20 protein-coding genes are annotated in these 24,794 nt (G+C 51.9%); 2 read left to right on the top strand and 18 right to left on the bottom strand.

Annotation, left to right across the window (positions count from 1 at the left end; all coding sequences use genetic code 11):
* Positions 1–14: 14 nt before the first annotated feature.
* Positions 15–440: a nucleoside-diphosphate kinase gene (gene ndk, locus QWY30_RS02325; protein ID WP_290237868.1), complete on the bottom strand. Its 426-nt coding sequence runs from the start codon at positions 438–440 to the stop codon at positions 15–17.
* A 156-nt stretch (positions 441–596) separates the two neighbouring features.
* Between ndk and QWY30_RS02320 the strand changes: the two genes are divergently transcribed.
* Complete coding sequence (locus QWY30_RS02320; RefSeq protein WP_290237866.1) at positions 597–3,470, top strand: valine--tRNA ligase; 2,874 nt, start codon at positions 597–599, stop codon at positions 3,468–3,470.
* 45 nt (positions 3,471–3,515) lie between these two features.
* On the opposite strand, the gene trmD is transcribed toward QWY30_RS02320, so the two are convergent.
* The 17 genes from trmD to QWY30_RS02235 all read right to left on the bottom strand — a co-directional run bounded on the left by trmD (position 3,516) and on the right by QWY30_RS02235 (position 24,070).
* The gene (gene trmD, locus QWY30_RS02315; RefSeq protein ID WP_290237864.1) at positions 3,516–4,277 is read right to left on the bottom strand and encodes a tRNA (guanosine(37)-N1)-methyltransferase TrmD; all 762 of its coding nucleotides are present in this window, start codon (positions 4,275–4,277) and stop codon (positions 3,516–3,518) included.
* A 9-nt stretch (positions 4,278–4,286) separates the two neighbouring features.
* Positions 4,287–4,931 carry a ribosome maturation factor RimM gene (rimM, locus tag QWY30_RS02310; protein ID WP_435433349.1) on the bottom strand — a complete coding sequence of 215 codons (645 nt, stop codon included), beginning with the start codon at positions 4,929–4,931 and terminating at the stop codon, positions 4,287–4,289.
* 23 nt (positions 4,932–4,954) lie between these two features.
* Positions 4,955–5,215 (bottom strand): 30S ribosomal protein S16, encoded by a 261-nt coding sequence (rpsP, locus tag QWY30_RS02305; RefSeq protein WP_290198742.1) that lies wholly within the window; start codon positions 5,213–5,215, stop codon positions 4,955–4,957.
* 66 nt (positions 5,216–5,281) lie between these two features.
* Positions 5,282–5,542, bottom strand: a complete 261-nt coding sequence (locus tag QWY30_RS02300; protein WP_435433348.1) for a sulfurtransferase TusA family protein — start codon at positions 5,540–5,542, stop codon at positions 5,282–5,284.
* Between the two features lie 20 nt (positions 5,543–5,562).
* Positions 5,563–8,196: an alanine--tRNA ligase gene (gene alaS, locus QWY30_RS02295; protein WP_290237858.1), complete on the bottom strand. Its 2,634-nt coding sequence runs from the start codon at positions 8,194–8,196 to the stop codon at positions 5,563–5,565.
* Between the two features lie 162 nt (positions 8,197–8,358).
* Positions 8,359–9,408 (bottom strand): prepilin-type N-terminal cleavage/methylation domain-containing protein, encoded by a 1,050-nt coding sequence (locus QWY30_RS02290; RefSeq protein ID WP_290237857.1) that lies wholly within the window; start codon positions 9,406–9,408, stop codon positions 8,359–8,361.
* Positions 9,408–10,079, bottom strand: coding sequence for a prepilin-type N-terminal cleavage/methylation domain-containing protein (locus QWY30_RS02285; protein ID WP_290237855.1), 672 nt, complete (start codon positions 10,077–10,079; stop codon positions 9,408–9,410). Before QWY30_RS02285 ends, QWY30_RS02290 begins: the two co-directional genes overlap by 1 nt.
* Positions 10,080–10,161: 82 nt before the next feature.
* Positions 10,162–11,307, bottom strand: a complete 1,146-nt coding sequence (locus QWY30_RS02280; RefSeq protein WP_290237853.1) for a type II secretion system F family protein — start codon at positions 11,305–11,307, stop codon at positions 10,162–10,164.
* Positions 11,294–13,039 (bottom strand): ATPase, T2SS/T4P/T4SS family, encoded by a 1,746-nt coding sequence (locus tag QWY30_RS02275; RefSeq protein WP_290237852.1) that lies wholly within the window; start codon positions 13,037–13,039, stop codon positions 11,294–11,296. The genes QWY30_RS02280 and QWY30_RS02275 overlap by 14 nt, the downstream gene beginning before the upstream one ends.
* Complete coding sequence (locus tag QWY30_RS02270; RefSeq protein ID WP_290237849.1) at positions 13,036–13,434, bottom strand: hypothetical protein; 399 nt, start codon at positions 13,432–13,434, stop codon at positions 13,036–13,038. Before QWY30_RS02270 ends, QWY30_RS02275 begins: the two co-directional genes overlap by 4 nt.
* Positions 13,418–14,746 carry a type IV pilus inner membrane component PilO gene (locus QWY30_RS02265; RefSeq protein ID WP_290237848.1) on the bottom strand — a complete coding sequence of 443 codons (1,329 nt, stop codon included), beginning with the start codon at positions 14,744–14,746 and terminating at the stop codon, positions 13,418–13,420. Before QWY30_RS02265 ends, QWY30_RS02270 begins: the two co-directional genes overlap by 17 nt.
* Positions 14,743–16,368, bottom strand: coding sequence for a hypothetical protein (locus QWY30_RS02260; protein ID WP_290237846.1), 1,626 nt, complete (start codon positions 16,366–16,368; stop codon positions 14,743–14,745). Before QWY30_RS02260 ends, QWY30_RS02265 begins: the two co-directional genes overlap by 4 nt.
* Positions 16,365–17,165 (bottom strand): TrbG/VirB9 family P-type conjugative transfer protein, encoded by an 801-nt coding sequence (locus QWY30_RS02255; RefSeq protein WP_290237844.1) that lies wholly within the window; start codon positions 17,163–17,165, stop codon positions 16,365–16,367. Before QWY30_RS02255 ends, QWY30_RS02260 begins: the two co-directional genes overlap by 4 nt.
* A gap of 140 nt (positions 17,166–17,305) precedes the next feature.
* Positions 17,306–18,634: an extracellular solute-binding protein gene (locus tag QWY30_RS02250; protein ID WP_290237842.1), complete on the bottom strand. Its 1,329-nt coding sequence runs from the start codon at positions 18,632–18,634 to the stop codon at positions 17,306–17,308.
* 59 nt (positions 18,635–18,693) lie between these two features.
* Complete coding sequence (locus QWY30_RS02245) at positions 18,694–19,737, bottom strand: CDP-6-deoxy-delta-3,4-glucoseen reductase (protein ID WP_290237840.1); 1,044 nt, start codon at positions 19,735–19,737, stop codon at positions 18,694–18,696.
* A gap of 61 nt (positions 19,738–19,798) precedes the next feature.
* A complete protein-coding gene (gene parC, locus QWY30_RS02240) occupies positions 19,799–22,108 on the bottom strand; it encodes a DNA topoisomerase IV subunit A (RefSeq protein ID WP_290237838.1) in 2,310 nt (769 codons plus the stop codon).
* On the bottom strand, positions 22,109–24,070 hold the full coding sequence (locus tag QWY30_RS02235; protein WP_290237835.1) for a DNA topoisomerase IV subunit B: 1,962 nt from the start codon (positions 24,068–24,070) through the stop codon (positions 22,109–22,111).
* 277 nt (positions 24,071–24,347) lie between these two features.
* On the opposite strand from QWY30_RS02235, the gene trxA reads away from it, so the two are divergent.
* On the top strand, positions 24,348–24,674 hold the full coding sequence (gene trxA / locus QWY30_RS02230; protein ID WP_290237834.1) for a thioredoxin TrxA: 327 nt from the start codon (positions 24,348–24,350) through the stop codon (positions 24,672–24,674).
* The last annotated feature ends 120 nt before the right edge of the window (positions 24,675–24,794 follow it).

Raw genomic sequence — 24,794 nt, 5'->3', positions numbered from 1 at the left:
GCCAGACAACCGAATTAACGGCTGTGAATGTTGATTTCGGGGAAGAAAAAGGCGATTTCTGCCTTGGCGGTTTCAGGAGCGTCTGAACCGTGAACAGCGTTTGCATCGATGCTGTCTGCGAAATCAGCACGGATCGTGCCTTTTTCAGCTTTCTTGGGGTCGGTTGCGCCCATCAGATCACGATTTTTCTGGATGGCGTTTTCACCTTCGAGGGCTTGAACAAAAACAGGGCCAGAGATCATGAAATCGACCAGATCTTTGAAAAAAGGACGTGCGCTGTGAACAGCGTAAAAACGCTCGGCGTCGGCACGCGACAAATGCATCATGCGTGCGGCGATGACTTTCAGGCCTGCGCCCTCAAAGCGGGCAATAATCTGACCGATGACATTTTTTGCCACGGCATCAGGCTTGATAATCGATAAGGTACGTTCGACTGACATGTAAAACTCCAAGAAATCTCAATAAAAACAGGGACTTTGCTTGTGCTGACCCTAACCCATGATTCTAGCATGCCACATCTGCCCGCAACACCCTAAAATAGCGAGTTATTCGCCCTCTGGCGACGACTTGCGACCCCACTTTTTCCGGATATATCGATGAATCAGCCCAACAACACCCCCGACGGGGAACTTTCCAAAAGTTTTGAGCCTGCGGCACTTGAGGCTCGCTGGTATCAGGAATGGGAAAAAAGGGGCTACTTTGCCGCAGGCCAGCACACCAAAGAGGGCCCTGGCGCCGGTATTCCCTACGCCATTCAGTTTCCACCGCCGAACGTGACTGGGACTCTGCACATGGGTCACGCCTTTAACCAGACCATCATGGATGGCCTGATTCGCTACCACCGGATGCTGGGACATGACACCGTATTTGTCCCCGGCACCGATCACGCGGGTATTGCTACCCAGATTGTCGTTGAGCGACAGCTCGACGCTCAAAAAACCTCACGGCATGACCTTGGCCGTGAAAAGTTCATTGAAAAAGTCTGGGAGTGGAAAGAGCTATCCGGAAACACCATCACGAGCCAAGTACGTCGTCTGGGCGCATCAGCGGACTGGCCGCGCGAATACTTCACGATGGACAAACAGATGTCTGCCGGAGTGGTTGAAACATTTGTGCGCCTTTACAAACAAGGCTTGATTTATCGCGGCAAACGCTTGGTCAACTGGGATCCCAAACTGCTGACGGCCGTATCGGATCTCGAAGTCCAATCTGTTGAGACAGATGGCCATCTTTGGCACATCCTCTATCCCTTTGTTGATGGTCCGCAAACCATCAAGCACGAAGACGGATCTCAGGAAATTATCCGGGGCATGACCATCGCGACCACCCGGCCCGAGACCATGCTCGCGGACGGCGCACTTTGCGTGCACCCCGAAGATCCTCGCTACCAACATCTGATTGGCAAAATGGTCGACCTCCCGCTTTGTGATCGCCAGATTCCCATTATTGCGGATGATTTTGTTGATCAGGCGTTTGGTACGGGTTGCGTCAAGATCACAGGCGCGCATGACTTTAACGACTACGCCTGCGCGATGCGACACAATCTCCCTTTGATTGTGATCTTTACACTCGATGCAAAAATTAATGATCAAGGTCCCGCACAGTTTCGCGGCCTTGACCGCTACGACGCACGCAAAGCTGTCGTCGCCGAACTCGAAGCGCAAGGCTTTCTAGTCAAAGTTGACGCGCACAAAATGATGCAGCCGCGGGGCGACCGAACTGGAGAGGTTCTCGAACCGATGCTCACGGACCAATGGTTCGTCGCCATGAGCAAACCCGCGCCCGCGGATACCCTTCATCCCGGCAAGAGCATCACCGAGGTTGCTTTGGAGGTTGTCGCAAAAGGAGAGGTCGAGTTCTTTCCCAGCAACTGGACAACAACCTACAACCAATGGCTTGAAAACATCCAGGACTGGTGTATTTCCCGACAACTGTGGTGGGGCCATCAGATCCCCGCCTGGTATGCGCCCAATGGTGAAGTTTTCGTGGCGCACGATGAACAAGATGCTTTGAAACAAGCCCAAGCAGCCGGGGTGCAGGGACCACTTGTACGTGATCCGGATGTGCTGGATACATGGTTTTCCTCTGCACTGGTGCCCTTCACCACCATGGGTTGGCCTGAAAAAACCCCAGACTACGAGCGTTACTTGCCCTCGAGCGTCTTGGTAACGGGTTTTGACATTATCTTTTTCTGGGTCGCCCGAATGGTGATGATGACTACGCACTTGACTGGACAAGTCCCCTTCAAGCACGTTTATGTTCATGGTCTGATTCGCGATGCAGAAGGCCAAAAAATGAGCAAATCAAAAGGAAACACGCTTGACCCCGTGGATCTGATTGACGGCGTTGATCTGGAAACTCTGGTCAAAAAACGTACTTTTGGCCTCATGAATCCCAAGCAAGCCGGTGCCATCGAGAAAGCAACTCGTCGACAGTTTCCCGAGGGCATTCCCGCTTTTGGAAGCGATGCCCTGCGTTTCACAATGTCCGCTTATGCAACACTGGGACGCAACATCAATTTTGATCTCAAGCGCTGCGAGGGATACAGAAACTTCTGCAACAAACTATGGAATGCCACTCGGTTTGTGCTGATGAACACTGAAGGCCAAGACATGGCCGCAGTCGATGCGAGCGCTGAAAGCTTTGTTGACAAATGGATTATTAGCCGACTTCAACAACTGGAGCTTGATGTTGCCAAAGGCTTTGCTGATTATCGTTTCGACAACATCGCCAACGCTTTGTATCACTTTGTCTGGGATGAATACTGTGACTGGTATCTGGAACTCTCCAAGGTTCAGATCCAAACAGGCACACCTGAGCAACAACGAGCAACCCGACGCACGCTGATCCGCGTACTAGAAGCCATCCTGCGTCTGATGCACCCCATCATGCCTTTCATCACCGAAGAGCTCTGGCAAAAAGTTTCCGTGGTGGCTGGTAAACGTCAGATCGAAGAGCAAACCAGCATATCCGTCCAGCCCTTCCCGCAAGCTAATCCCCAGGCCATTGATCCAGCCGCTTGCGCACAAGTAGATTTATTAAAAGGACAGGTAGAGGCAGTGCGCGCGCTGCGCGGCGAGATGAACCTATCGCCCGCGGCTCGCGTGCCGCTGATCGCCGAAGGTCCGCAAGAAATGCTACTGCAGCATGCCGCTTATCTTGCCGCGCTCGCCAAGCTCTCAGGGGTCGATGTGGTCGCGTCATTACCTGACGATGGCGCACCTGTCCAAGTCGTGGGTAACACTCGGTTAATGCTCAAAGTTGAAATTGACGTTGCCGCTGAAAAAATACGTTTGGACAAAGAAATCGCTCGACTCGAGGGTGAAATCAACAAAGCCCAAGCCAAGCTTTCCAATGAGTCATTTGTGGCGCGTGCCCCCGCCGCAGTGGTTGAGCAGGAACAGCAACGTGTTGCGCAATTTGGCGAGACCCTTGCCCAGGTTAAAGGTCAACGCGCCAAACTCGGCTAATTGTTCGAAACGGCTCAAAGAAATCTGGTTTCAGTCTGCAAACAACTATGTTTTCAGACTGTCCAGAAACTTTTCATCGCTTTTGGTCAACAAGCCTAAGTGACGTGCGTGCTCAAGCAAATCAGGACGATTTTTAGAGGTCAGCGCCAACGACTGTTCACGACGCCAACGAGCAATACTGGCATGATTGCCAGAGAGTAAAACCGGGGGCACGGGTTGATCCCATAAGAGCTCGGGGCGTGTGTAATGCGGACTATCCAACAAGCCCGAGATCGAGTCTTGGAAAGAATCCTGCAGGGATGAATCACCATGATTCAACGCGCCTGGCATCAAACGCACAGCAGCATCAATCATGGCCAGCGCAGCAATCTCGCCTCCGGATAAAACAAAATCTCCAAGCGACCATTGCTCATCGACGTATCCATCGATAAAGCGCTGATCCACTCCCTCATAACGACCACAAACAAAAATGGCGCCTGCAGAGTTGGCAAGTCGGGCTGCAAGAGACTGATCAAAACGCTTGCCCACAGGCGATAACAAAATCACTGGAGCGTTATCCACCGAGGTCGTTCCTCGCTGCGTCCGAATGGTCTGCAAGGTTTGTTTGAGGGGCTCAGCCAGCATCACCATGCCTGGCCCGCCTCCATAGGGTCTGTCATCAACAGTGCGATGGATATCATGGGTGAAGTCGCGAGGATTCCACGCGTGTAATGCCCATATACCTTGATTGTGCGCACGCCCTGTTACGCCGGAGTCACGGACCACACCAAACATATCCGGAAACAAACTAATGACGTCAATGCGCATGACGGAACCTTAAAGATCAAGAGGCCAATCTGTCTCTATCCGACGGGTTGCGATGTCGACGTGCTGAACATGCGCAGCAACGAAAGGAATCAGAATTTCTTGAGGACGGCCTTTTTCATCGAGCAGCAACTGAGGCTGATGCTCAGGTGACGGCGTTTGGTCACCTTCTAGTTGCATACGTTGTACACGCAATATTGCATGCGCGCCGTTATCAACCACTTCGTCAACCACCCCCACTAAGCGGGCATCACTAAAGACATAACAGTTGACAAGGTCGACCCAATAAAACTCGTCAGCCTGAGCTTTTGGAAAGTATTGCCTTGAAACGTAAACGGTAAAACCGCGCATCGATTCAGCAATATCGCGGTCTCCCACATGCTCAAGATCGGCTACAACAGTCGAACCCTGAGGCCTGACCTGTTTAACTTTGTGTGCACGGAGCTGTGGATTCAAATCAGGCTGAGAGTACAGCTTAGAAGCCGGTGGAATAGGCGGAGCTAACCACCACACCGGAGCAGCGCGTAAAACGAGACCTTGTGCAGAATGCGGCTGCACTTTCACCCAACCTCGCACACCATAGGCTGACACAATACGACCCAGTTCAACCAGATCGTCTGGCGCCTGTGAAGCGCCTATGTCAGCCATGGCTGTGATACGAAGTCAGTCAAACGCAACGATCAAGCCGCGGTTGCGACTTTTGCAGAGAAGTCTTTAACCAGACGGGCAACCGCTGGGGACAACTGAGCACCCACACCAGTCCAATGCTGGACACGGTCAAGTGCAATACGAAGACGCTCTTCGTTTGCATTTGCAACTGGGTTGTAAAAACCAACGCGCTCAATGAAACGACCATCACGACGATCACGGGAATCAGTCGCAACGAGGTTGTAAAAAGGACGTTTCTTGGAGCCGCCACGGGCCAGGCGAATCACCACCATACGTAATCCCTTGAAAATGTTCAGTAAAGCCAAAGAGTATAGCACTAAACTGCTGATCGGTACCGCTTATTTTAAGCGCCGCTCCAAATAATGCGTCACTCGATCCGTTTCGTCAATTTGGGCGAGTAGAGCATTGCCAGTTTGCTTGCAAAAAGCCTGAAAATCACGCACGGCACCACGGTCAGTGGTAATCACTCTCAAAACATCTCCAGCCGAGAGTGTTGCTAAAGCTTTTTTAGCGCGCAGAATTGGGAGCGGACAAGAAAGCCCAGTCGCATCAACCGTCTCTTTAAATTCCGGAGAGCCGACCTGACCAGAGCCCGTCAAATTGGATTGACCTGTCATGCTTATTTAGCCTCGACCCACGCTTTCACGCTCGACAAGCTGGCAGGCAAAGCAGCTACATCAGCCCCACCACCCATTGCCATGTCGGCTCGACCGCCACCTTTGCCTCCAATCTGACCCGCAACAAAACCAACCAGATCGCCTGCCTTGATCTTTGCACTCAAGTCCGCAGTCACTCCCGCCACCAAGCTGATCTTTCCATCAGCGGAGATTGTTGCCAGCAAAACGACGGCTGATTTCAGACGATCTTTGAGCTGATCCACCATTGAGCGCAGATCTTTAGGATCGACACCCTTGACTTCGGTAACCAAAAGCTTGAACCCGGCAGGCATGTCGACAGCTGCTTCGGTTAAAGCGTTACCCGCGCTGGAAGCAAGCTTGGCGCGCGCCTGCTCGAGATCCTTTTCAACGGACTTGAGCTGATCTTGCAAAAGGCCAATGCGCTCTGGCAGTTCGGCGGGTTGTGTCTTGAGCGCAGCCGCTGCGCGCTGAACAGTCGCATTCAGGTTTTGCACCCAGGCGAGCGCATTCAAACCCGTAACAGCCTCGATCCGGCGCACCCCAGCGGCAACACCACCCTCAGCCACCACCTTGAAAAGACCAATGTCACCCGTGCGGGCAACATGCGTGCCACCGCACAACTCGCGAGAAAAACCGATATCGAGCACACGCACAGTATCGCCATATTTCTCGCCAAACAACGCCATCGCACCGCCTTTCACGGCATCGTCATAGGACATTGTTTGCGCCATAGCAGCCTGATTTTTCAAAATTTCTGCGTTGACAATTGATTCAACTCGGGCGATCTCTTGTTCGGACAAAGGCGCATCATGCGCAAAGTCAAATCGCGTCTTGTCCGCATCGACCAAGGAGCCTCTTTGCTGGACATGCCCTCCCAGCACTTCCCTCAATGCCTTGTGCATCAAATGTGTCGCAGAGTGATTGCGCACCGTCCGGGCACGCTGTTCAGCATCGACAGTCGCAGTCACCGTATCGCCAACCGAAAGCGCACCTGTTGCGACTCGACCATGGTGTCCAAATACGCCTGGCTGAATCTTTTGCGTATCAAGAACCTCAAACATTGCAGCGCCTGATGTCAATGCACCCGTATCCCCGACCTGTCCGCCAGACTCCGCGTAGAAAGGGGTATTATCGAGGACGGCGATGGCATCCTGCCCCGCCACAACACGGTCGACTGAAGCGCCACCCACATAAAGTGCCAGGACTTTGCCCGAGCGCTGGAGGTGATCGTATCCCTCAAAAACAGTTTGGGTACCTGAGTAAGCGAGCCCCTCAGCCATTTTGAATTTCCCTGCCGCCCGAGCCTGATCTCTTTGTCGATTCATTGCGGATTCAAACCCAGCCTGATCAACATCTACGCCACGCTCTCGGCAAATATCCGCTGTCAGATCGACTGGGAAGCCATAGGTGTCGTAAAGAGTAAACAGTGTATTGCCATCCAGGACCTGTAACTGACCTTGGGAAACTTTTGGCAAGGCGGCCAAAGCGGCATCCAGAATTTTCATGCCATGCTCAAGAGTTTCGCCAAAACGTTCCTCTTCTTGACGTAGGACTTGCTCTACACGAGCTGCATTTTTAGTGAGCTCGGGATATGCCTCACCCATTTGTTTAACCAGATCAGGCACCATTTTGTAAAAAAACGGCTTGCTCTGACCCAACTGGTAACCATGACGCAACGCGCGACGAATGATGCGACGCAGTACGTATCCTCTACCCTCGTTACTCGGAATCACACCATCGACGACAAGGAAGCAACAAGCCCGGATATGGTCGGCAATCACCTTGAGGGAGTTATTGGACAAGTCTTTACAACCAGTCTCGCGCGCAGCCGCCTCGATCAGCGCCACAAACAAATCAATCTCGTAATTCGAGTGCACATGCTGCAAGACCGCGGCAATGCGCTCCAGGCCCATGCCAGTATCAACACAAGGCTTTGGCAAAGGCGTCATATTTCCGGCTGCATCACGCTCGAATTGCATGAAAACCAGATTCCAGATTTCAATGTAGCGATCACCATCCTCTTCGGGAGATCCCGGTGGTCCGCCCCAGATATCGGCACCATGATCATAAAAAATCTCGGTGCAAGGACCGCAAGGACCCGTATCGGCCATCTGCCAAAAGTTGTCAGACGCGTAACGCGCGCCTTTGTTGTCGCCTATGCGGATGATGCGTTCGGGTGGAACACCAATTTCCTTTTCCCAAATTCCGTAAGCCTCGTCATCCTCTTGATAAACAGTGACCCAAAGCTTTTCCTTGGGTAAGCCATAAACACCCGTCAGCATTTCCCAGGCATACGCAATGGCATCGCGTTTGAAATAGTCACCAAAACTAAAGTTACCCAGCATTTCAAAGAAAGTATGGTGGCGAGCGGTGTAGCCCACATTTTCCAAATCGTTATGTTTGCCACCCGCGCGAACACTGCGCTGTGAGGAAGTCGCACGTTTATACGGGCGTGAATCCTTGCCAGTAAAGACGTCTTTGAATTGGACCATCCCAGAGTTGGTAAACAGCAGCGTCGGATCATTTCCCGGCACCAATGACGACGAAGGCACAATCGTATGTCCCTTGGACTGGAAGAACTGCAAGAATTTCTGGCGAATTTCGGTCGTTTTCATCGTACGGCATCAAATGAGAGGAAAAGACGAAGGGGACATCATGACAGTCCCCCTCAAGCTTGGTGGTCGATTATACGGGCTTGTGCCCATGAATTCAGGCAGCCCCCTCGTCCATTCAGGCCAAACCGCCCCGCATTTGAGAGGACAATTTTCCTGCCTCGATCAGTTTACGCATTGAAAAGTCTGAAATTCGTTGTAAGACCAAAATGGAAACCGCCAGACTGAAATCAGATAGGGCTTATAGCCCTCGGGACACGTGCAATCACCTGTCATCGGGTTACGACGTTCGATATCGACTCCATCGCGAAGGTGACAAGGAAAGCCTGCGCGTTCGATGTACTGGCCACCTGAGCCATTCGCGCTCTTTTGCCAGACCCCTCCCTGGCAAACTAACAACCCTCCAGCGCTTGACTGGGCCAACAGCCCCCCTTCATCGCACGGCTCACCCGGCCTGCCGATCGCACCAAGCTGAAGATGACCTGAGGCGGCCACTCGACCGGCCGCGACAATATTCCCCTTTGCGGTCAGCCTGCCTGCCAGATCAAGATTTGCACCCAGATGCACATCACGCTTTTCACCTTGCCTTAAAAAACTGACCTGCGCACTTGAGTCGTGAAAACTGTGCAGCACAATGGATCCGATCGGCAAAGACGTCATATCGGGTGACGGAGGGTTTGCGAGCTGCAGGTTTGGACCTCGAATCCACTGCGGCGACAGAGGTGTGACCGTCGCCCCATGTCCATCCAGTGAGGACATGATTTTTCCAATACGCGTGACCTGTCCCGACTGTTCATACTGGGAAGCTTGAGGGGTTGCGATAGTGAACACCTCAACCTTGCAACCTAGCGTCAAACATTTTCCGACAGGCTTGAGCACTCTAATACTGAGGTCATAGCCCAGAGGCGGTCGCAAAGAAAAACTTGCACTCAAATGACCCGCCCGAATGAGCTCGCTCAAGGTTGGTCGCCATACATCTTGATATGCTTCCTGACTCTGATTGGCAGAAGACAAGCCTACCAAGAAGTCGGCTTGCCGGATGAGCATCTTATCCACCGAATCTTTAACCGTCAGCAACCAGCGACCCATGGCTTGCGAAGCAGCATCTTCGGACTGCTGAACCCAGGTCGTTGCAGACCAGACTCCAATCAGCGACGTCAACGCTGTCGCAACGATCATCTCAAGCAGTGAAAAACCGTTTTGATTCTGACGCATCAGCGAATCACAAATTCAAAAACATTACGGTCACCGTTTAAACACTGCGCATCAGCCAGTAAAGGGTCATAGGCTGAAACGGGCTGATTCAAATTGTCTTTAACAGTCACAGGTCCCGACGTACCTGAAATCTTGACCACCTCTGCGATACGTTGCAAGATGGAGGCCAGTCCGGGACACGCCGCATGATTGACGTCATTAAGAGTCAATAGAAACGCCGATCCAACAGGCGCGCCAGATAAAGCGTACGGTGCAATGCGCACAACACCGCGGCCAGAGACGCCCGGTCCACCCAGCCCGTGCGCCACGTTCGCCCCAGCGCCCTCTCCGGAAACAGCAACCACACTCGAGCCACGCAGTGAATTGGCAAGAACTCTTGTATCCACGTTCACATAAGGACTGGCACCAAAACCATTGGTGGTCACTTTGAGGCGCGCCACAAAGCGCTGAAGCTCCTCAGCGACCCGAGGAACTTTGCTCTCAACGACATAGCCCTGTATCGCAGGGATACCAACAATTGCGAGCAGCATCATAATGGTCGTCACAATCGAAATTTCTATCAGAGAAAAACCGCGCTGACGCTCGACTGTGGAAGAAGAAAAAAATCCAGAAAAAACATGAACAAAAAATGAAGACGGTATTGCGCGCTGCGAGGCGATTTCAATCGGCATTGAGTGATGACCTTTTAAATGGGATGAGAAACGTTGTAAATATGATTGCAAATAAAAAGAATGCCTATTCAAGAACGCTCACTCAGCGTGAATAGTGCAGGCTCAGTGCTTGTCTGAGCTCCTCGAATACTTGAACGTGCCAGAATGCGATACTCAACACAATCGACAAGGCCAGCAACAAGGCTCCCCAGCGTAAATATTGTGCTTGTTTCTTGATCCGTTTAAGCGCATGGACCTCAGTCCTCAGGCGTGTGCGATACAGCGCCTCATCAAGTCCAAGCGTACCCATCAGGTCCGTGAAATACCACCAAATTTCTGGATCGATCAACCCTGTGTCCAAGGCATCCGTTGCCTGTCCGCCTAAATCCAGACGTGTCACCATGATTTGCAAGTGTCTCCCAAACCAAGGGGACGCCCCGTGTCTCTGCAAGTTGATCGCCTCGCGCAACCGCGTAGTCTGACTAGCACCCGGGCAGAGCGTCACCGCAAGCAATGACACAAAACGAACTGTTTGAACCCGCCTGTAAAAAGCCCAGGGACCCCACGAATCTGCGATTTGACGCAGCGCACCCGTCCAGTTTGCAAAGGACCAAGCCAGCGCAAATACACCTATAAGCAACGCGATCAATAAATAAGGCCAACACTCACTCAATCCTTCAGCCGTGGCAAATAATGCTTTCGTCCAGGCCAAATAAAACTCTGAAGGAACTGCTTCAAATACTTTTTTAAGTTGCTTGACCGTAAATGTCGGGATGGAAGCTACTGAGCCAAAAGCCATGAACAAACCCGCGAAACCGACGAATGCAGTCGTCCACAATAGTTCACGCGCATGATCTACAAGTCTGACGACTGAGGCGAGTTGTCTAAGTGCTTTGGTCAACGCTTGCGCACCAGCGTATTGTGCGGACTGTATCGCTAAGAGATCCTCCAATGGCAACGTCCCATTCCAAGTGGAAAATAAGTCTCCGCCCGTTTGCGGGAACCTGGCTAACCATAGGCGTGACAAAAAGCCACGGGAAGAGGTTTGAGCGTAACGAATCGCATCGTCCTGAAACACGCTTTGAAGTGTTTTGGCTCCTGCTGTCGTATCAATCAGATCAGCAAGATATTCGTAATAGTCCGCACGCTGTGCCCTAAAATCTTGAGCAGCAAACATGATCCACACTTTGTGAAATAGCGATCTGATGTCATGAATGAGTCGCAAGGAAAAGAACTTATCTGGATTCATGCGCGAAACTCCCGGCAACATGCTTCCTTCCAAAAAACTGCTCAACCGTTCGGGGGTCCACCTGTCCATTCCAAACTTTGTGTAATGCACATTCTTTTACACTTTTCCCACTCATCTCTGCGCTTGATAGCGGACCGCGTTCACGCGCATCAAACCAACGCTGCAACATCAGCGCATCATTTTCTTTGAGCACCATCAAAAAATCAGGTTCCTCTGCAGGCTCAATGAACTCGGCAGCGACCGTGCGACCAGAGGTTCCAACCAAAGCGGATAATCCCTTTGCACAGTTCTCACAACCTATTTCAGATCGAAATCTCAAACGCTCTCTCGACAAACCAGAGTGTTCTTCAAGTGCGGCTAACCATCCCAGCTTCCACTGAAGAGACCGTGATTGGTCAACAGAACATCTCCAGTTCGGCATCCGAAGTATTTCCTCGTGCGTCTGCGCGCAAATCTGACAAACTTGCGGCAGAAGGCATTGAAATACGAGTAATTTGAGAATACCCGGTGTTGCCAACAAGTCTCTGGGCACTCCAATAAAGCTCGAAGACAATCTATCAGGAACCAAAAGGGCGGATCCAGCATGAACAGTGGTGTAGAGACTCACACCCGTACCTGCAAGATCTGAAAATGCCCTTCCACCTGCGGAATCTCTTATTTCACCAATCAACAAATCATTCATGGCGGAGCGCTTGAATGCCCTGAGCTTATTATCAAAAACATTCAATTCATTTTCATCTAACGATCTCGATACAGTATTTTGTAAAGCGTTGGGTATTAAATATTCAGCAGGATCTTCAAGAGTGATGATTTTCCGGTATGAAGGAATTTCTCGCATCAGCGTCGCAAGCGTCGTAGACTTTCCAGAACCGACGGTTCCCGCCAGTACGATTGCTCCGCCCTGGGAAAGAGTGGCTCGACGAAGGGCTGTGATTTGTGAATCAAGGTAGCCTAGATCGGCCAAATCCGGTGTTAATTCAGAGTCATCAAGAACCAATATACGTAAACATACCGAAGGTCCCAGGTCAGTTGCGAGCGATGCCCACCTCAAACTGATTCGATGACCGTCAAGCTCACGATTGATCCTGCCCTGTTGCTCTATGGTTGGATCAAAGACTGCTCCATTTCCCCCTTCAACCTCCATCCATGTCACAGCAAGCATTGCAAGCATGGTTGCGGTTGGAATGTGCGCATATCTTTCAGGACAAACGTAACGGCCATCGATCGTGAACATGACGGGAGATTCGCTCTTGAAACGCCTCACATTAAAGTGAATATCACTCGCGCGCCGCCTCAGACCCCAAACCAGGATAGCGTTCATTGCCATGACTAAAGCACCCCCATTGGTCGTCGTCTCTGTCATCTGAGGCGCGCTCTTTGAAGAGCCACGTATCGACTTGGTGACAGCAATCAGTAACGCCGGCGATAAAACGAATAAAGAGTTTGAATTCAGGCGATACCCTCGTTGCTTAAGTAACTGTAAAAGCGCGATGGTCTGATCGTCATAATAAAAATCACTCAGTACAAATACTCCCGAAGTACCATCCGCAAAGAGAACTGGACACATTCGGATCACTAAACTCATGACATCCAACTCCTTGCATAGGATTCGGGTCACGGGAGGAGCCAAGCGTTCAAGCTCTCCCTGCGTTCGAAGCTCCTCTGGCATTGGGTCCTTTGGCATTTGCTCTTTAGTCAACCCATCCAGCTGAACTGAGAAATTTTTATTCATTGAACCCGCTGCCCCAAGCATAAAGTCTCCGTTTGCTCCGACTTTTTCAAATGAACGCAAGGTGGAGTAATACGCTCCAGGGTATAAAGAGCAGATCGACCCAGAACCGCTTTTTTGCGGAGATTTTTAAATACATGCTTTTCTGTCTCAAGCAATACCTCCGCAGTCAGCGATTGACCAACTCCATAGATCGCCAGCAACATATTTTCTGAGCTGAGACTTGTCACCGGACCCGGGACAGTCATCGATCCGATCAAGTTTTGACGAGCGGCATGTAATGCGGCCTGTGTATCCAACTGCAAAAGCTCCTCAACCACTGCAGGCTCCTGGGCAACAGCACAATGCGACATACCGAGCAATATCAATGGGGCAGCATATTTATTCAGAAATCTCAAAAATCTCTCCAGTTAAGCTCACTGTTAACTCACTTCGACGAATGCCTTGACCTGTTGACTGCCCGATATCGAGCTGAAGACCCCGCCATCGCACAGGAATAGTCAGTCCACGTAGAGTGGAAATTGATCGCATGGGGCCCTTGATTGAAATTGTTCTTCGCTTGAGAGGTTTGATAAATGGAGGACGCTCCAAAATCATTCCTTGACGCCCGACGGGTGCAGCAAACGAAACTGAAGTACCTGTTCCGATTTGAATCGCTTCAAAAACAGGTGTCATACTTTGCAAATAACTGATCCATTCCTTCATGGGGATTGAGGCGGGAACAGGTTCGAACGCGCTTGCCGCGGCCAGCACCTGCCATCGTAATATTCCGTGATCAAGGTCAATAAATTCTGCCGTCCAACCTTGCGGCTTGACTGCATCTAATTTTTCACTCAGTGCAAGCATCTTGCGACGCTGATAGCGCGCCGCGCAATACCAGTCCATCGCCATGGGCTCACACATAATCTGCTTAAGTTTCCAGCCACCAGGATTTAAAGGCGCCTGATGCCAAGTGCTCACAACCTTGAATATTTGATCAGGATGATGAACGGGATGATTTCTGCTGAAGTCAGCATAAATTTGACGCCAAAGCATATCTGGCTGTTCTTGTGGCAATTCAGCCGGACGATCTGAGCCGCGATCCATCATGATCCAAACAACGACTCCGACTACGAGCATCAAACTCATCAGACGCGTCCGTTTCCAAACGGGGTGGACAAGACTCTGAAGTTGCGTCCGGATACTTGAATGACGGGCCATCCACTCAGGAGGACTTTCTTCATCCAACACATCTGTTTTCATGATGTGCATACTCGGAAAACGTGCTTTGAGAGCGAAAAGTACTGAATCGACCTCCTCTCGCTCGGCATACCATCTGTCAGTCTGCGCCAGAATCAAACCTGCATTGACTGCAACAAGCCAATAGCCTCTCGGTGCCATCGCATAAACAGCAGCAATCACGCCCTCCGAGTGCGCCGAGGCAAACATTGCTGCAGCTGCATGTAAGCGTCTTCCTGAGACGCGATTTTTATGTTGATCTTGACGATTTCGTTTTGGCACAACACCGCACCCAACGACGGCTGCGAGGTCACCCATGACTAGATAATGGGTCGCTCGCAATGCTCGAGCACGTCGCCGACCAAGCACACTAGGCTCCCCGCCAACCAAAGGGGACCAATCCAGACCAAAAACAACTTCAACCCCATCTGCACGTGACCATAACAATGTGCCAGATTGATCCGCGAGCCCAAGATCACCGGGCATGCTCATATTCCCTCTTCCACTTGGGCTGTCACCATGATCAGAGTTGCCGTTCGAGCCTGTTTAGCGCGATCCGAACCGCCCAGGGCGAGAGGCGCATCCGGCGTCAAGCGTGCACGATCTGACTCATCCTGCTTGGAATCAAAACCAGAGATCAACATTGGTTGTCCGTTCTGCAGCGCGATCTGCTGAACGGTTCCATGACCATCAATGGTGATTTGTTGAATTTGCAGACGACTACTGGGATCTCCCACAACAACTGACTTCAACGGCTGAGCAACCGTATTGTCATACGCAACGGATAACAACACTTGTCCGTTTTCCTGGGCATCCGGAACGAGAGTGAGAAATGCGCCAACGGTCTCTTCTTTCTGACTCACAGACACCGAACTCGATCCAGATCGTGATGCGGCAAAATTTGACTCTGCGTTTTGAGTCGACTTGACTTGATCAATGTATGAAAAAGTTGTTCTGACCGCATGCGTGACCGGCCTGCGATTCAAAGTCAGAACAGGGATCGTCACATGTCGCAACACCGTTCCATATTTGGACAGTGCACGCAATACCGCCTGACTGCGTATCGCATGATTGGGCGCGCCGCTGAGCATTGCCTTGGCACCTGCAATCGGCGCTCCGGAGAGTGTGCTGGAAAGAGAGGCAGTCATCTTACCTTGCTCCCAGAGCGAGTCCCAATCCAAACCAAACTCTGCGTCCTGATGCGTGACAAGCGTGATCTCTTCGAATATCAATCGGACACGTCTGGTTAAGACTCGATTTTCCCTTTCCAGATAACGGGAAATTTCGGCCAACACCTCTGGTGTATCAGTCACCACAATTGAGGTTGAGGCGCCAGGTTGCGCAGCGATAATCGCAGCCCGTGTCAAAAATGGTTCAAGCCTTTGCTTAATGGCAAGTAAAACGTGCTGATCTGAGGCGATTAACGATGTGCGAGAAGAATTATCGAATCCTCCTGTCTTGCTGTTCGCGGTCCGGCCAAGCCGAGCGTCCGTCTGTGCGGATAAAGTGAGTGCGCGCACGTCAAATACTCGCGTTTCGGTTCGATAAAACTCAAGTGCCCTGTCGTGATACCGCCACTGCACACCCAAACGCCTGGTCAGGATATCCAACACCTCTGGCAAGGGACGTGCCCCCATCGGAAACTCTGCTTGTGTCAATGTCGTCAACGGTGTCTGGGCTGTTGCTGTACTTAAGCGCGGCAAGAAATGATCTACTGGCAACAAGGCTTCAGGCTTAATACGAACGGGAATTCCGGTTGCCTGAGTGATTCGCTCAGAAAGCGTGGACAGATCAACCTTGCCATGGCGATACATCAGTGTCGTGTCAATTTTGGCTCGCAGAGCCATCGGCAAAGTCACCTCACGCCCTAGAGGTATGGCTCGCCCCATCAACCAAGGCTTTGAAACGTTTTGAGCCTGGGTACGATGCTGTGCCGAGCGTGTTGCTGAAACAAATTTCTCCTGCGTTTGATCAATCAGGCTTCTTGCTTCTTGGACGCGACCATCCTGTTGCTGCATGCGCTTTTGTAAAGTGCAAGCTGCCAGTGATGAAACCATGACAAGTGCGAAAGTTGTTCTGCAAAAATAGTAGGGATGTGAAGTCAATCCGCTCATGCTCGGACTCCTTCGGCGATCGTACGATCGCAGGCCTCAGTGATCGGCACAACCCGTAAAACTTGATTTGCGTAAAAGCATGGCTGCAGAGGTCGTTCAGACAATTCAGTCGCCTCAATCAACGCACGTACTGAACTGACAAATTCATCCGAGAAATTAGCCGTTGCAGTCAAGGGAATGTCTACATCCACAGCCCAGTGTTCCGCTTGAAATTTCCAACCGCTCAAATTTGCCCATCTTGATAAGGCTTGTCGAAGATTTTTATCTGACTGTGTGATGGCATAGAACGGTTGGGAGCTCAAAGTTGCCGGTGATGCAGGCAGAGCTTTTTTAGAAGCAGGCGTGGACTCCAGAACAGCTGTGGAGACAGCCGCTGAAGCAACTGAAACAGATTCAGTTACTAACACTTGAGTTTCTGGTGTTTTTTGAACACGACGTGCCCTCGCCTGTTGGTGCGCTCCGCGAAAAACGAGGGCAACCCAGTGACCTTCAATGCGTGTGTAGGGCCCTGATTTCACATAGGACGCAAGCTGTTCGTCGGTACCAGCAGCCCCAAAAATAGCGGGTAATGTCTGATTCGGTTGCCATTGCAACCATGTATGCGTTGCATCTGAAAAAACCTGAACTGGCGCAACCGAACGATCGCCAGATAGTTTCCAGGAAAAATCCAGGGGTCCCGAAGGCGTGATCGTCTGATGATTGTTCGGTCTTGCGCCAGGACGGATCTGACTAAACCCGCAGCCTTGAAGAGACAACGCAAGAATTAAAAATACCGTTCCTATCCATGTCGCCAACATATTCGCATCGCATTTGTTCGAGGGCGCCTATGTTGGGGCTCATTCAGGCGAATAACAATTGCATGTAATACGAATGGATAAAACGTTCCCATGAAAAAAACGGAGCCATGAGGCTCCGTTTTTTTCATGACCCGCGCGTATTACCTACGCTTGGCCGCAGGCGCTGCGCCTGGAGGGTCTTGAGAAAGAACTTTTGCTTGATCAACGGCTTTAGTCAGCGCTTCGACAGGCGGAGTGTTCCCTGATAAAGCCGCATCAAACTCGCGACTCAGGATGGGCTCGATACGTGGGTAATCACGCAAGCGGAACCCACGGCTGTTGGGATCCTTTACACTGCGCATGCTGTCCACGAGCTGACGTGCGCCGGGGATACGATCATAGAAGGCCGCGTCACCTGTGCGGAAGGCTGCGTCAGTCAGTGGCAGGAATCCGGTACGCTGATGCCAAGCCGAGGCAATGACTGGCTGAGCCAAAAAGGACAGGAAAGCCATTGTTGCTTTGTCTTGATCCTTGGTGTGACCTGATGTCGCCCACAAGGCTGATCCACTAACGTAAGGAGCGCCAGGAGTTTTGACAACCTGGTCATAGAAAGGCATTGGCGCGACGCCAAAATTGAGCCCTTTCATTTCTTGGATCCGCGCCAGCGCGCCAGAGGTCGTTGTAATCACAGCGCAGCGATTATCCGCAAACATGCTGTCGGCCTCTGTGCCATTACTGTTGTGCGGGAAGAGATCCGAACGCTTCCAGCTCACCATAATCGAGAGATGGCGCATGAACACGGCGTCAAGCAGATTGAGATGAGCGCCCTTGACGTTGTCCAAACCATTTTTAGGTGTGACATACAAGGCGCCATTGAGCGGCGCTGTGTTTTCAAGGTGGGTCGTGACCTGATGGCTCGTCGCAAACGGACACTGGTAATGCGCCTTATCTCTCAAAGCGAGCAGATGATTTTGCAATTCGGGCCAAGTTCTGGCGGGCTTGTTTGAGTCCAGACCTGCTTTTTTGTATCCGTCGACGTTGTAGAACATCACTGGAATTTCAGCCATGTATGGGAATGCCATCAACAGGCCCTTGCTATCGCGCATAAAGCCTGTTGTCTGCGGAACAAACCAGTTGGCGTCTTTCATCGGATACTGTTTGAGCAGCTGATGAAAAGGAATGATGTCTTTGTGCTGGGCAATCATCTCGGGTGAGCGATTGTCAGGCAGTTGAACCAAGTTGGGCTTGCGTTTTTCGGCGACAGCTTGCTCACCGGCTTTACGAAGCGCTTCCTGGTTTGGGAAAGCTTTTAAAACAACATTAACGTCTTTCTGTTCGTTGTTGAATCGACGTGCGATTTTTTCGAATTCAGATTTATGTGTGGAGGTCATTGTGTGCCAGACCTCGATATTGACAGGATTGGCCTGCACAGACACAGCAAACACACAGGACACACCGAGCACCGCGGCAATACGTTTTAGAAAGGTCACGCTGGAAATCCCAAGAATAAAATTCGAATGCACAAAACCTTTGTGCAAGGTACAAACGCCTATTTTACTGCGGCAATATCTGCTTCGGAAGTAAAAGAGTCAGCAAAGAATGCATCGTCCGGTAAAGAGCACTGGGCGATAAACTCTCGCCTCGCAGACTCCACCACGATGGGTGCGCCGCAAGCATAGACCTGATGCCCCATCAGGCTAGGAAAATCCTCCATCACGGCGCGATGCACAAAACCCGTGCGACCGGTCCACGCATCTTCGGGGAGTGCATCAGAGACAACAGGAATATAAGTGAAATGAGGCAAATCCTGAGCCCATTGGCGAGCAAGACCGTCCATATACAGATCCACGGGTCGCCGGCCGCCCCAATATAGTGCAACCGGGCGTTGAATATTTTGATGGATCATGTGTTCCACGATGGACTTGATAGGTGCGAAGCCTGTGCCGCTGGCGAGCATGATAATCGGCAAATCGCTGTCTTCACGCAGGAAAAACGAGCCGAAAGGCCCCTCAATGCGCAGGATTTCGCGCTCTTTCATTTGTGTCGCGCCTGCACCGAAAACATGGTCTGTGAATAAACCGCCGGGCAAGTGACGGACGTGAAGCTCCAATGCGGAAGACGCATGCGGGGGATTGGCCATCGAATAGCTGCGACGCTTTCCGTCTTTGAGGATGATTTCCACATACTGACCTGCGTAAAAACGAAAGCTCTCCGTAGCGGGCAACTGCAATTGCAACACGGCGACATCAGGCGCGGGACGCTGAATCGAGGTCACACGGGAGGGCAATTTCCGAACCTGAATGTCGGAGGCCAGGCGAATTTCGCGGGACTCGATCACCAGATCCGAAGTCGCCCGCGCTTGACACAAAAGGGTAAAGCCTTCATGAATCTCTTGAGGCGTCAAAATCTGTTCGGCGCTGTGGCCGGCCTCGACCGTACCTGAAACCACACGCGCCTTGCACGTCGAACATGCCCCGCTCCTGCAACTGTAGGGCAGTAATATCCCGGCAGCAAGCGCGGCATCCAGTACGCTTTTGTCGGAGTCTGCAGGAAACTGGTGCTGACTAGGCTGTATGGTGACTTGAAACGACATGAGAATACCTAATTAAAACGTGAATCTAAGACGTGAATCGTGACCTGCGGCATTTTATCCTTTAAAGCACGGGCGAAAGGACCGGCTCTTTAGATCGGACGTCGAGCAGTCTGCCTTTGCGGGCACGCTTGGAGACATAAATCTCAAGCAAAGCACCACTCAAAATGTCTTCTACTTGCTTGGTTCTATAAATACCTGTCACGCGTAAACCCGCTTTTGAAACAGGCACCGTCTGCGCCAACGTGTCAGGCGCATCGATTCCCATCAGAATCGTTCCACGACCGCCAGAGGAAAGACTCTTGACCTCTTCCAACGCAATCACCAGTAATTTGCCGCGCGTTGTCAAAAACGCAACCTGTGTCGCCTGGGGAAATAATGGAACCGGACGAAGCAAACGATCATTTTCCTCAAGCGTCACAAACTGCTTGCCTGCTCGCTGTCGGCTTGTCATATCGGAGAGTTTGGTCGAGAAACCAAATCCTTGTTTTGTACTTAACAGCCACTTGGTATCGGGGGCTGCAGCAATCATATGCTCCACGTGTGAACCGGGCTCAAGATCGATCATCGATGTGACTGGCGCGCCATCGCCTCTGGCGGATGGCAAGCCGGAAACCGCGACGCTGTATGCGCGACCGTTATCTCCCAGAGCAATCAGAGTATCCGTACTGCGACACTCAAACACGCCATATGGACCGTCGCCCGCTTTGAAATTGAATTGCGAGGCATCGTGCCCATGCCCTTGACGCGATCTTAACCAACCTTTCTGCGAAACGATGACTGTCACAGGTTCATCGAGAACACGCACTTCTTTGACGGCGCGCTCAGCAACCTGAATCAATGTGCGACGCTCATCGCCATAAAGCTTGGAATCAGCCTCGATTTCTTTAACAACCAGCTTTTTGAGGGCTGCAGGCTGTTCGATCAGTTCCTGAAGCTTTTGCTGTTCTTCGCGCTTTTCGGCCAGTTCTTGCTCGATTTTGATGCCCTCCAGGCGTGCGAGCTGACGCAGACGCATATCAAGAATGTCATCTGCCTGACGCTCGCTTAATTTAAAGCGGGTCATCAGGGCGGGACGGGGCTCGTCGGACTCGCGAATCGTCTGGATGACCTCATCCACATTCAGGTAGACCAACATGCGCCCTTCGAGCACATGAATGCGGTCAGTGATCTTGTCAAACCGGTAACGCGTGCGACGCAACACCGTGCTCGTCCTGAAACCGATCCACTCGAGCAACACGTCGCGCAAACCTTTCTGGCGAGGCCTGTGATCCGTACCGATACAAACAAGATTGATCGGAACACTAGTCTCCATGCTGGTTAGTGCGAGCAGCGTTGTGACAAATTCCTCGCGATCGATCTTCGAAGTCTTAGGTTCGAACACCAGGCGCACGGCAGCATCCTTGCCGGACTCGTCGCGCACGGCATCGAGCAACGCCAACATCTGCGCCTTGGTCTGCTGCTGCTCTGTCGTAAGTGCTTTCTTGCCAGCCTTGACCTTGGGGTTCGTCAGATCCTCAATCTCCTCGAGGACTTTTTGACATGAGGCTCCAGGCGGCAATTCATGCACAACCAGCTGCCATTGTCCGCGAGCCAGCTCTTCGAACTGCCAGCGGGCACGCGCCTTGAGTGAACCACGCCCAGTCTGATAGATCTGCGCAATTTCGGCAGCGGCCGTGATGATCTGACCGCCCCCTGCAAAGTCAGGCCCAGGGATCATCTCGTAGAGATCCGGATCTGGGAGCGCGGGATTTTTAATCAACGCAACACATGCCTGAGCGACTTCTCTCAAGTTGTGGGCGGGGATTTCTGTCGCCATACCCACTGCGATTCCGGACGCGCCATTGAGGAGCATGACAGGCAAACGGGCGGGCAGCATCGATGGTTCTTGATGACTGCCGTCATAATTGGGAATGAAGTCAACAGTTCCCTCGTCAAGCTCGTCTAACAACAATCGCGCAAAGGGCGTGAGACGGGCTTCCGTGTAGCGCATCGCAGCTGCGTTGTCTCCGTCCCGGGAGCCGAAGTTACCCTGACCATCGATCAAGGGATAACGCAAAGAAAACTGTTGCGCCATCCTCACAAGCGCGTCATATGCGGCCTGATCACCATGCGGATGATACTTACCCAACACATCACCCACGACGCGGGCGGATTTCACGGGCTTGGCGCCAGACTGCAAACCCATGGCTTGCATGGCATACAAAATCCTGCGCTGCACCGGTTTTTGGCCGTCCCCCACATCGGGCAAAGCGCGCCCTCGGACAACGGAAACGGCATAATCAAGATACGCCTGCTCAGCGTATAAGCCGAGTGTCAAAGATGCATCCGCATCACTCGGGTCGAACAAACCAGGTTGAGAACTGTCGGTCATTTAGATATCAACCTCTGCGAGATTGCCTTTTTCTTCAAGCCAAGTACGGCGGGCGCCGGACTCGCCCTTGCCCATCAACATGTCAAACATTTGTGTTGTTGCAGACTGATCAAGCGATCCATAACCAACCGGCAGCATGCGTCGCGTATCAGGATTCATGGTGGTTTCCCACAGCTGAGTGGGGCTCATTTCACCCAACCCTTTGAACCGGCTGATATCCCAAGAGCCCTCCCGCACCCCTTCTTTGCGGAGCTTGTCCTGGACGGCTTCCAACTCGCCAGCATCCAGACAATACACTTTACGGGCAGGTCGTTTGCCTAATGCCGGCACATCCACACGGAATAGTGGCGGACGCGCGACAAACACATGCCCCAACTCCACGAGCCTCGGGAAGTGCCGATAGAAAAGGGTCAACAACAGCACCTGAATGTGAGAGCCATCGACGTCCGCATCAGACAGGATGCACACTCGACCGTATCGCAATCCTGATAGATCGGGAGAGTCGTTGGGACCATGCGGATCCACGCCGATTGCGACAGCAATATCGTGGATTTCATTGTTCGCAAACAGGCGATCCCGGTCGACTTCCCAAGAGTTCAGGACCTTGCCGCGAAGCGGAAGGATGGCCTGAAACTCCTTGTCCCGACCCATTTTGGCAGAGCCTCCCGCGGAGTCGCCCTCAACCAAAAACACCTCGGTTCGCGACGTATCTGTAGACTCGCAATCCGTGAGCTTGCCAGGCAAAACAGCAACACCGGAGCTCTTGCGCTTTTCAACCTTTTGAGCGGATCGGGCACGCGCCTGGGCCTGACGAATCGCTAATTCGGCGAGCTTTTTTCCATATTCAACGTGGCTATTGAGCCAAAGATCCAGGGATGTCCGCACAAATCCCCCCACCAAGCGAACCGCATCGCGGCTGTTTAGACGTTCTTTGATCTGACCTTGAAACTGGGGATCCAGCACCTTGGCGGACAATACGAAGCTGGCACGCGCAAAAACATCCTCGGGCAATAGCTTGACGCCCTTGGGAAGCAAACTATGCAACTCGGCAAATCCCTTGACGGCAGCGAAGAGTCCTTCCCGCAAGCCCGACTCATGCGTTCCGCCAGCCGGAGTAGGAATCAGGTTGACATAGGACTCGCGCACGACGTTGCCTTCATCAGCCCAAGCGACTACCCATTGAGCGCCCTCTCCCTCTGCAAAGGTCTCGTGATCTGCGGAGGCGAACTGCTCCCCCCCAAAAAGCGGAACGCGCAACTCGAGGCCTTGAAGTGCTTCGGTGAGATAACCCGCTAGTCCATCCTGATATTGCCAGGTACGCGACTCGCCGGTCTTTTCATTCACATAGGTGACCTTGACGCCAGCCATCAAGACAGCTTTGCTGCGCAGCAAATGCATCAGCTCATGCGTTGGAATCGTGGCAGAGTCAAAAAATGATGCATCCGGCCAGACGCGCACGCGGGTGCCAGACTTTTTACGCGCAAGCTCTGGCATCACTTTCAGAGGTTCGGCGACGTCTCCATTGGCGAACACCATCCGGTGGGCAGCCCCGTCTCTCCACACCACGAGTTCAAGCTTTTTTGAGAGTGCGTTCGTCACGGAGACGCCCACACCGTGCAAACCGCCTGAAAAAGCGTATGCTCCGCCACCTTTTTTGTCGAACTTTCCGCCCGCATGCAATCGAGTAAAGACTAACTCAGCGACAGGCGCTTTTTCCTCAGGGTGCAAACCGACAGGTATGCCGCGACCATCGTCTTCGATCGTCATGCTGCCGTCCGCCTGCATCGTCACCTGAATGTGTTTGCCGAAACCCGCGAGTGCTTCGTCAGCTGCGTTGTCAATCACTTCCTGGATGATGTGGAGAGGATTTTCGGTACGGGTGTACATGCCAGGTCGTTGTCGGACCGGCTCAAGCCCTTTCAGGACACGTATGGATGATTCGTTGTAGGACTTCGTACTCAAGTTATCCCCAAGATCTGTGGAAAAGATTGCCCATTTTACGGAAATTGGCAATTAGGGTGCATTGATCACCGGACTGCTCAAAATCTGAGCAAGCTTTTAATGTGGTAAAGATGACCCATCAGTCAAAAAGTGTCTTGCTAGTTCATCTGATCCGCTTAATTTGTGCTTTAATGAAGTAACACAGTCGAAAAATGTCCCGCCGTGGTCTTTACATCCCATCTGGTGGACGCGTCTGACAGTCGTACAGACCCATCACTGAAATACCCTAGAGAAAATCATGAGTGAACACATTAAAAACGTGAGCGATGTCAGCTTTGACGCCGACGTATTGAATTCGTCTCAGCCTGTTCTGGTGGATTATTGGGCCGCTTGGTGTGGTCCATGCAAAATGATCGCCCCCATGCTTGAGGAAGTTGCTGCTGAGTTCGCAGGCAAGGTGACCGTCGCCAAGCTTAACGTTGATGAAAATCAGGAAACCGCAGCAAAATTTGGTATCCGTGGCATTCCAACATTGATGTTGTTCAAGGACGGCAAAGTCGCAGCGACCAAAGTCGGTGCCCTCTCCAAATCTCAACTGACAGAATTTTTAAACGGCGCGATCTAATTCGTTTCCACGCGCGGGCCCGTCCGAGGCCCGCCACAGACTCTTCTTAGCGCGTCTTGACCTCCCTCTTACTTTTGACCCTTGTCTTCTCTAAAGAAGTCACTTTTCCAGATAAATATC

This window comes from Zwartia panacis, assembly GCF_030410395.1.
GTDB lineage: Bacteria > Pseudomonadota > Gammaproteobacteria > Burkholderiales > Burkholderiaceae_B > Zwartia > Zwartia panacis.
This window is presented reverse-complemented; position numbering and strand designations above follow the sequence as displayed.

Excerpts from the sequence above, each read along its gene's own strand:
- ndk (WP_290237868.1), bottom strand. The coding sequence starts at position 440 with ATGTCAGTCGAACGTACCTTATCGATTATCAAGCCTGATGCCGTGGCA.
- QWY30_RS02320 (WP_290237866.1), top strand. The coding sequence starts at position 597 with ATGAATCAGCCCAACAACACCCCCGACGGGGAACTTTCCAAAAGTTTT.
- trmD (WP_290237864.1), bottom strand. The coding sequence starts at position 4,277 with ATGCGCATTGACGTCATTAGTTTGTTTCCGGATATGTTTGGTGTGGTC.
- rpsP (WP_290198742.1), bottom strand. The coding sequence starts at position 5,215 with ATGGTGGTGATTCGCCTGGCCCGTGGCGGCTCCAAGAAACGTCCTTTT.
- alaS (WP_290237858.1), bottom strand. The coding sequence starts at position 8,196 with ATGAAAACGACCGAAATTCGCCAGAAATTCTTGCAGTTCTTCCAGTCC.
- QWY30_RS02290 (WP_290237857.1), bottom strand. The coding sequence starts at position 9,408 with ATGCGTCAGAATCAAAACGGTTTTTCACTGCTTGAGATGATCGTTGCG.
- QWY30_RS02285 (WP_290237855.1), bottom strand. The coding sequence starts at position 10,079 with ATGCCGATTGAAATCGCCTCGCAGCGCGCAATACCGTCTTCATTTTTT.
- QWY30_RS02280 (WP_290237853.1), bottom strand. The coding sequence starts at position 11,307 with ATGAATCCAGATAAGTTCTTTTCCTTGCGACTCATTCATGACATCAGA.
- QWY30_RS02275 (WP_290237852.1), bottom strand. The coding sequence starts at position 13,039 with ATGAATAAAAATTTCTCAGTTCAGCTGGATGGGTTGACTAAAGAGCAA.
- QWY30_RS02265 (WP_290237848.1), bottom strand. The coding sequence starts at position 14,746 with ATGAGCATGCCCGGTGATCTTGGGCTCGCGGATCAATCTGGCACATTG.
- QWY30_RS02260 (WP_290237846.1), bottom strand. The coding sequence starts at position 16,368 with ATGAGCGGATTGACTTCACATCCCTACTATTTTTGCAGAACAACTTTC.
- QWY30_RS02255 (WP_290237844.1), bottom strand. The coding sequence starts at position 17,165 with ATGTTGGCGACATGGATAGGAACGGTATTTTTAATTCTTGCGTTGTCT.
- QWY30_RS02245 (WP_290237840.1), bottom strand. The coding sequence starts at position 19,737 with ATGTCGTTTCAAGTCACCATACAGCCTAGTCAGCACCAGTTTCCTGCA.
- parC (WP_290237838.1), bottom strand. The coding sequence starts at position 22,108 with ATGACCGACAGTTCTCAACCTGGTTTGTTCGACCCGAGTGATGCGGAT.
- trxA (WP_290237834.1), top strand. The coding sequence starts at position 24,348 with ATGAGTGAACACATTAAAAACGTGAGCGATGTCAGCTTTGACGCCGAC.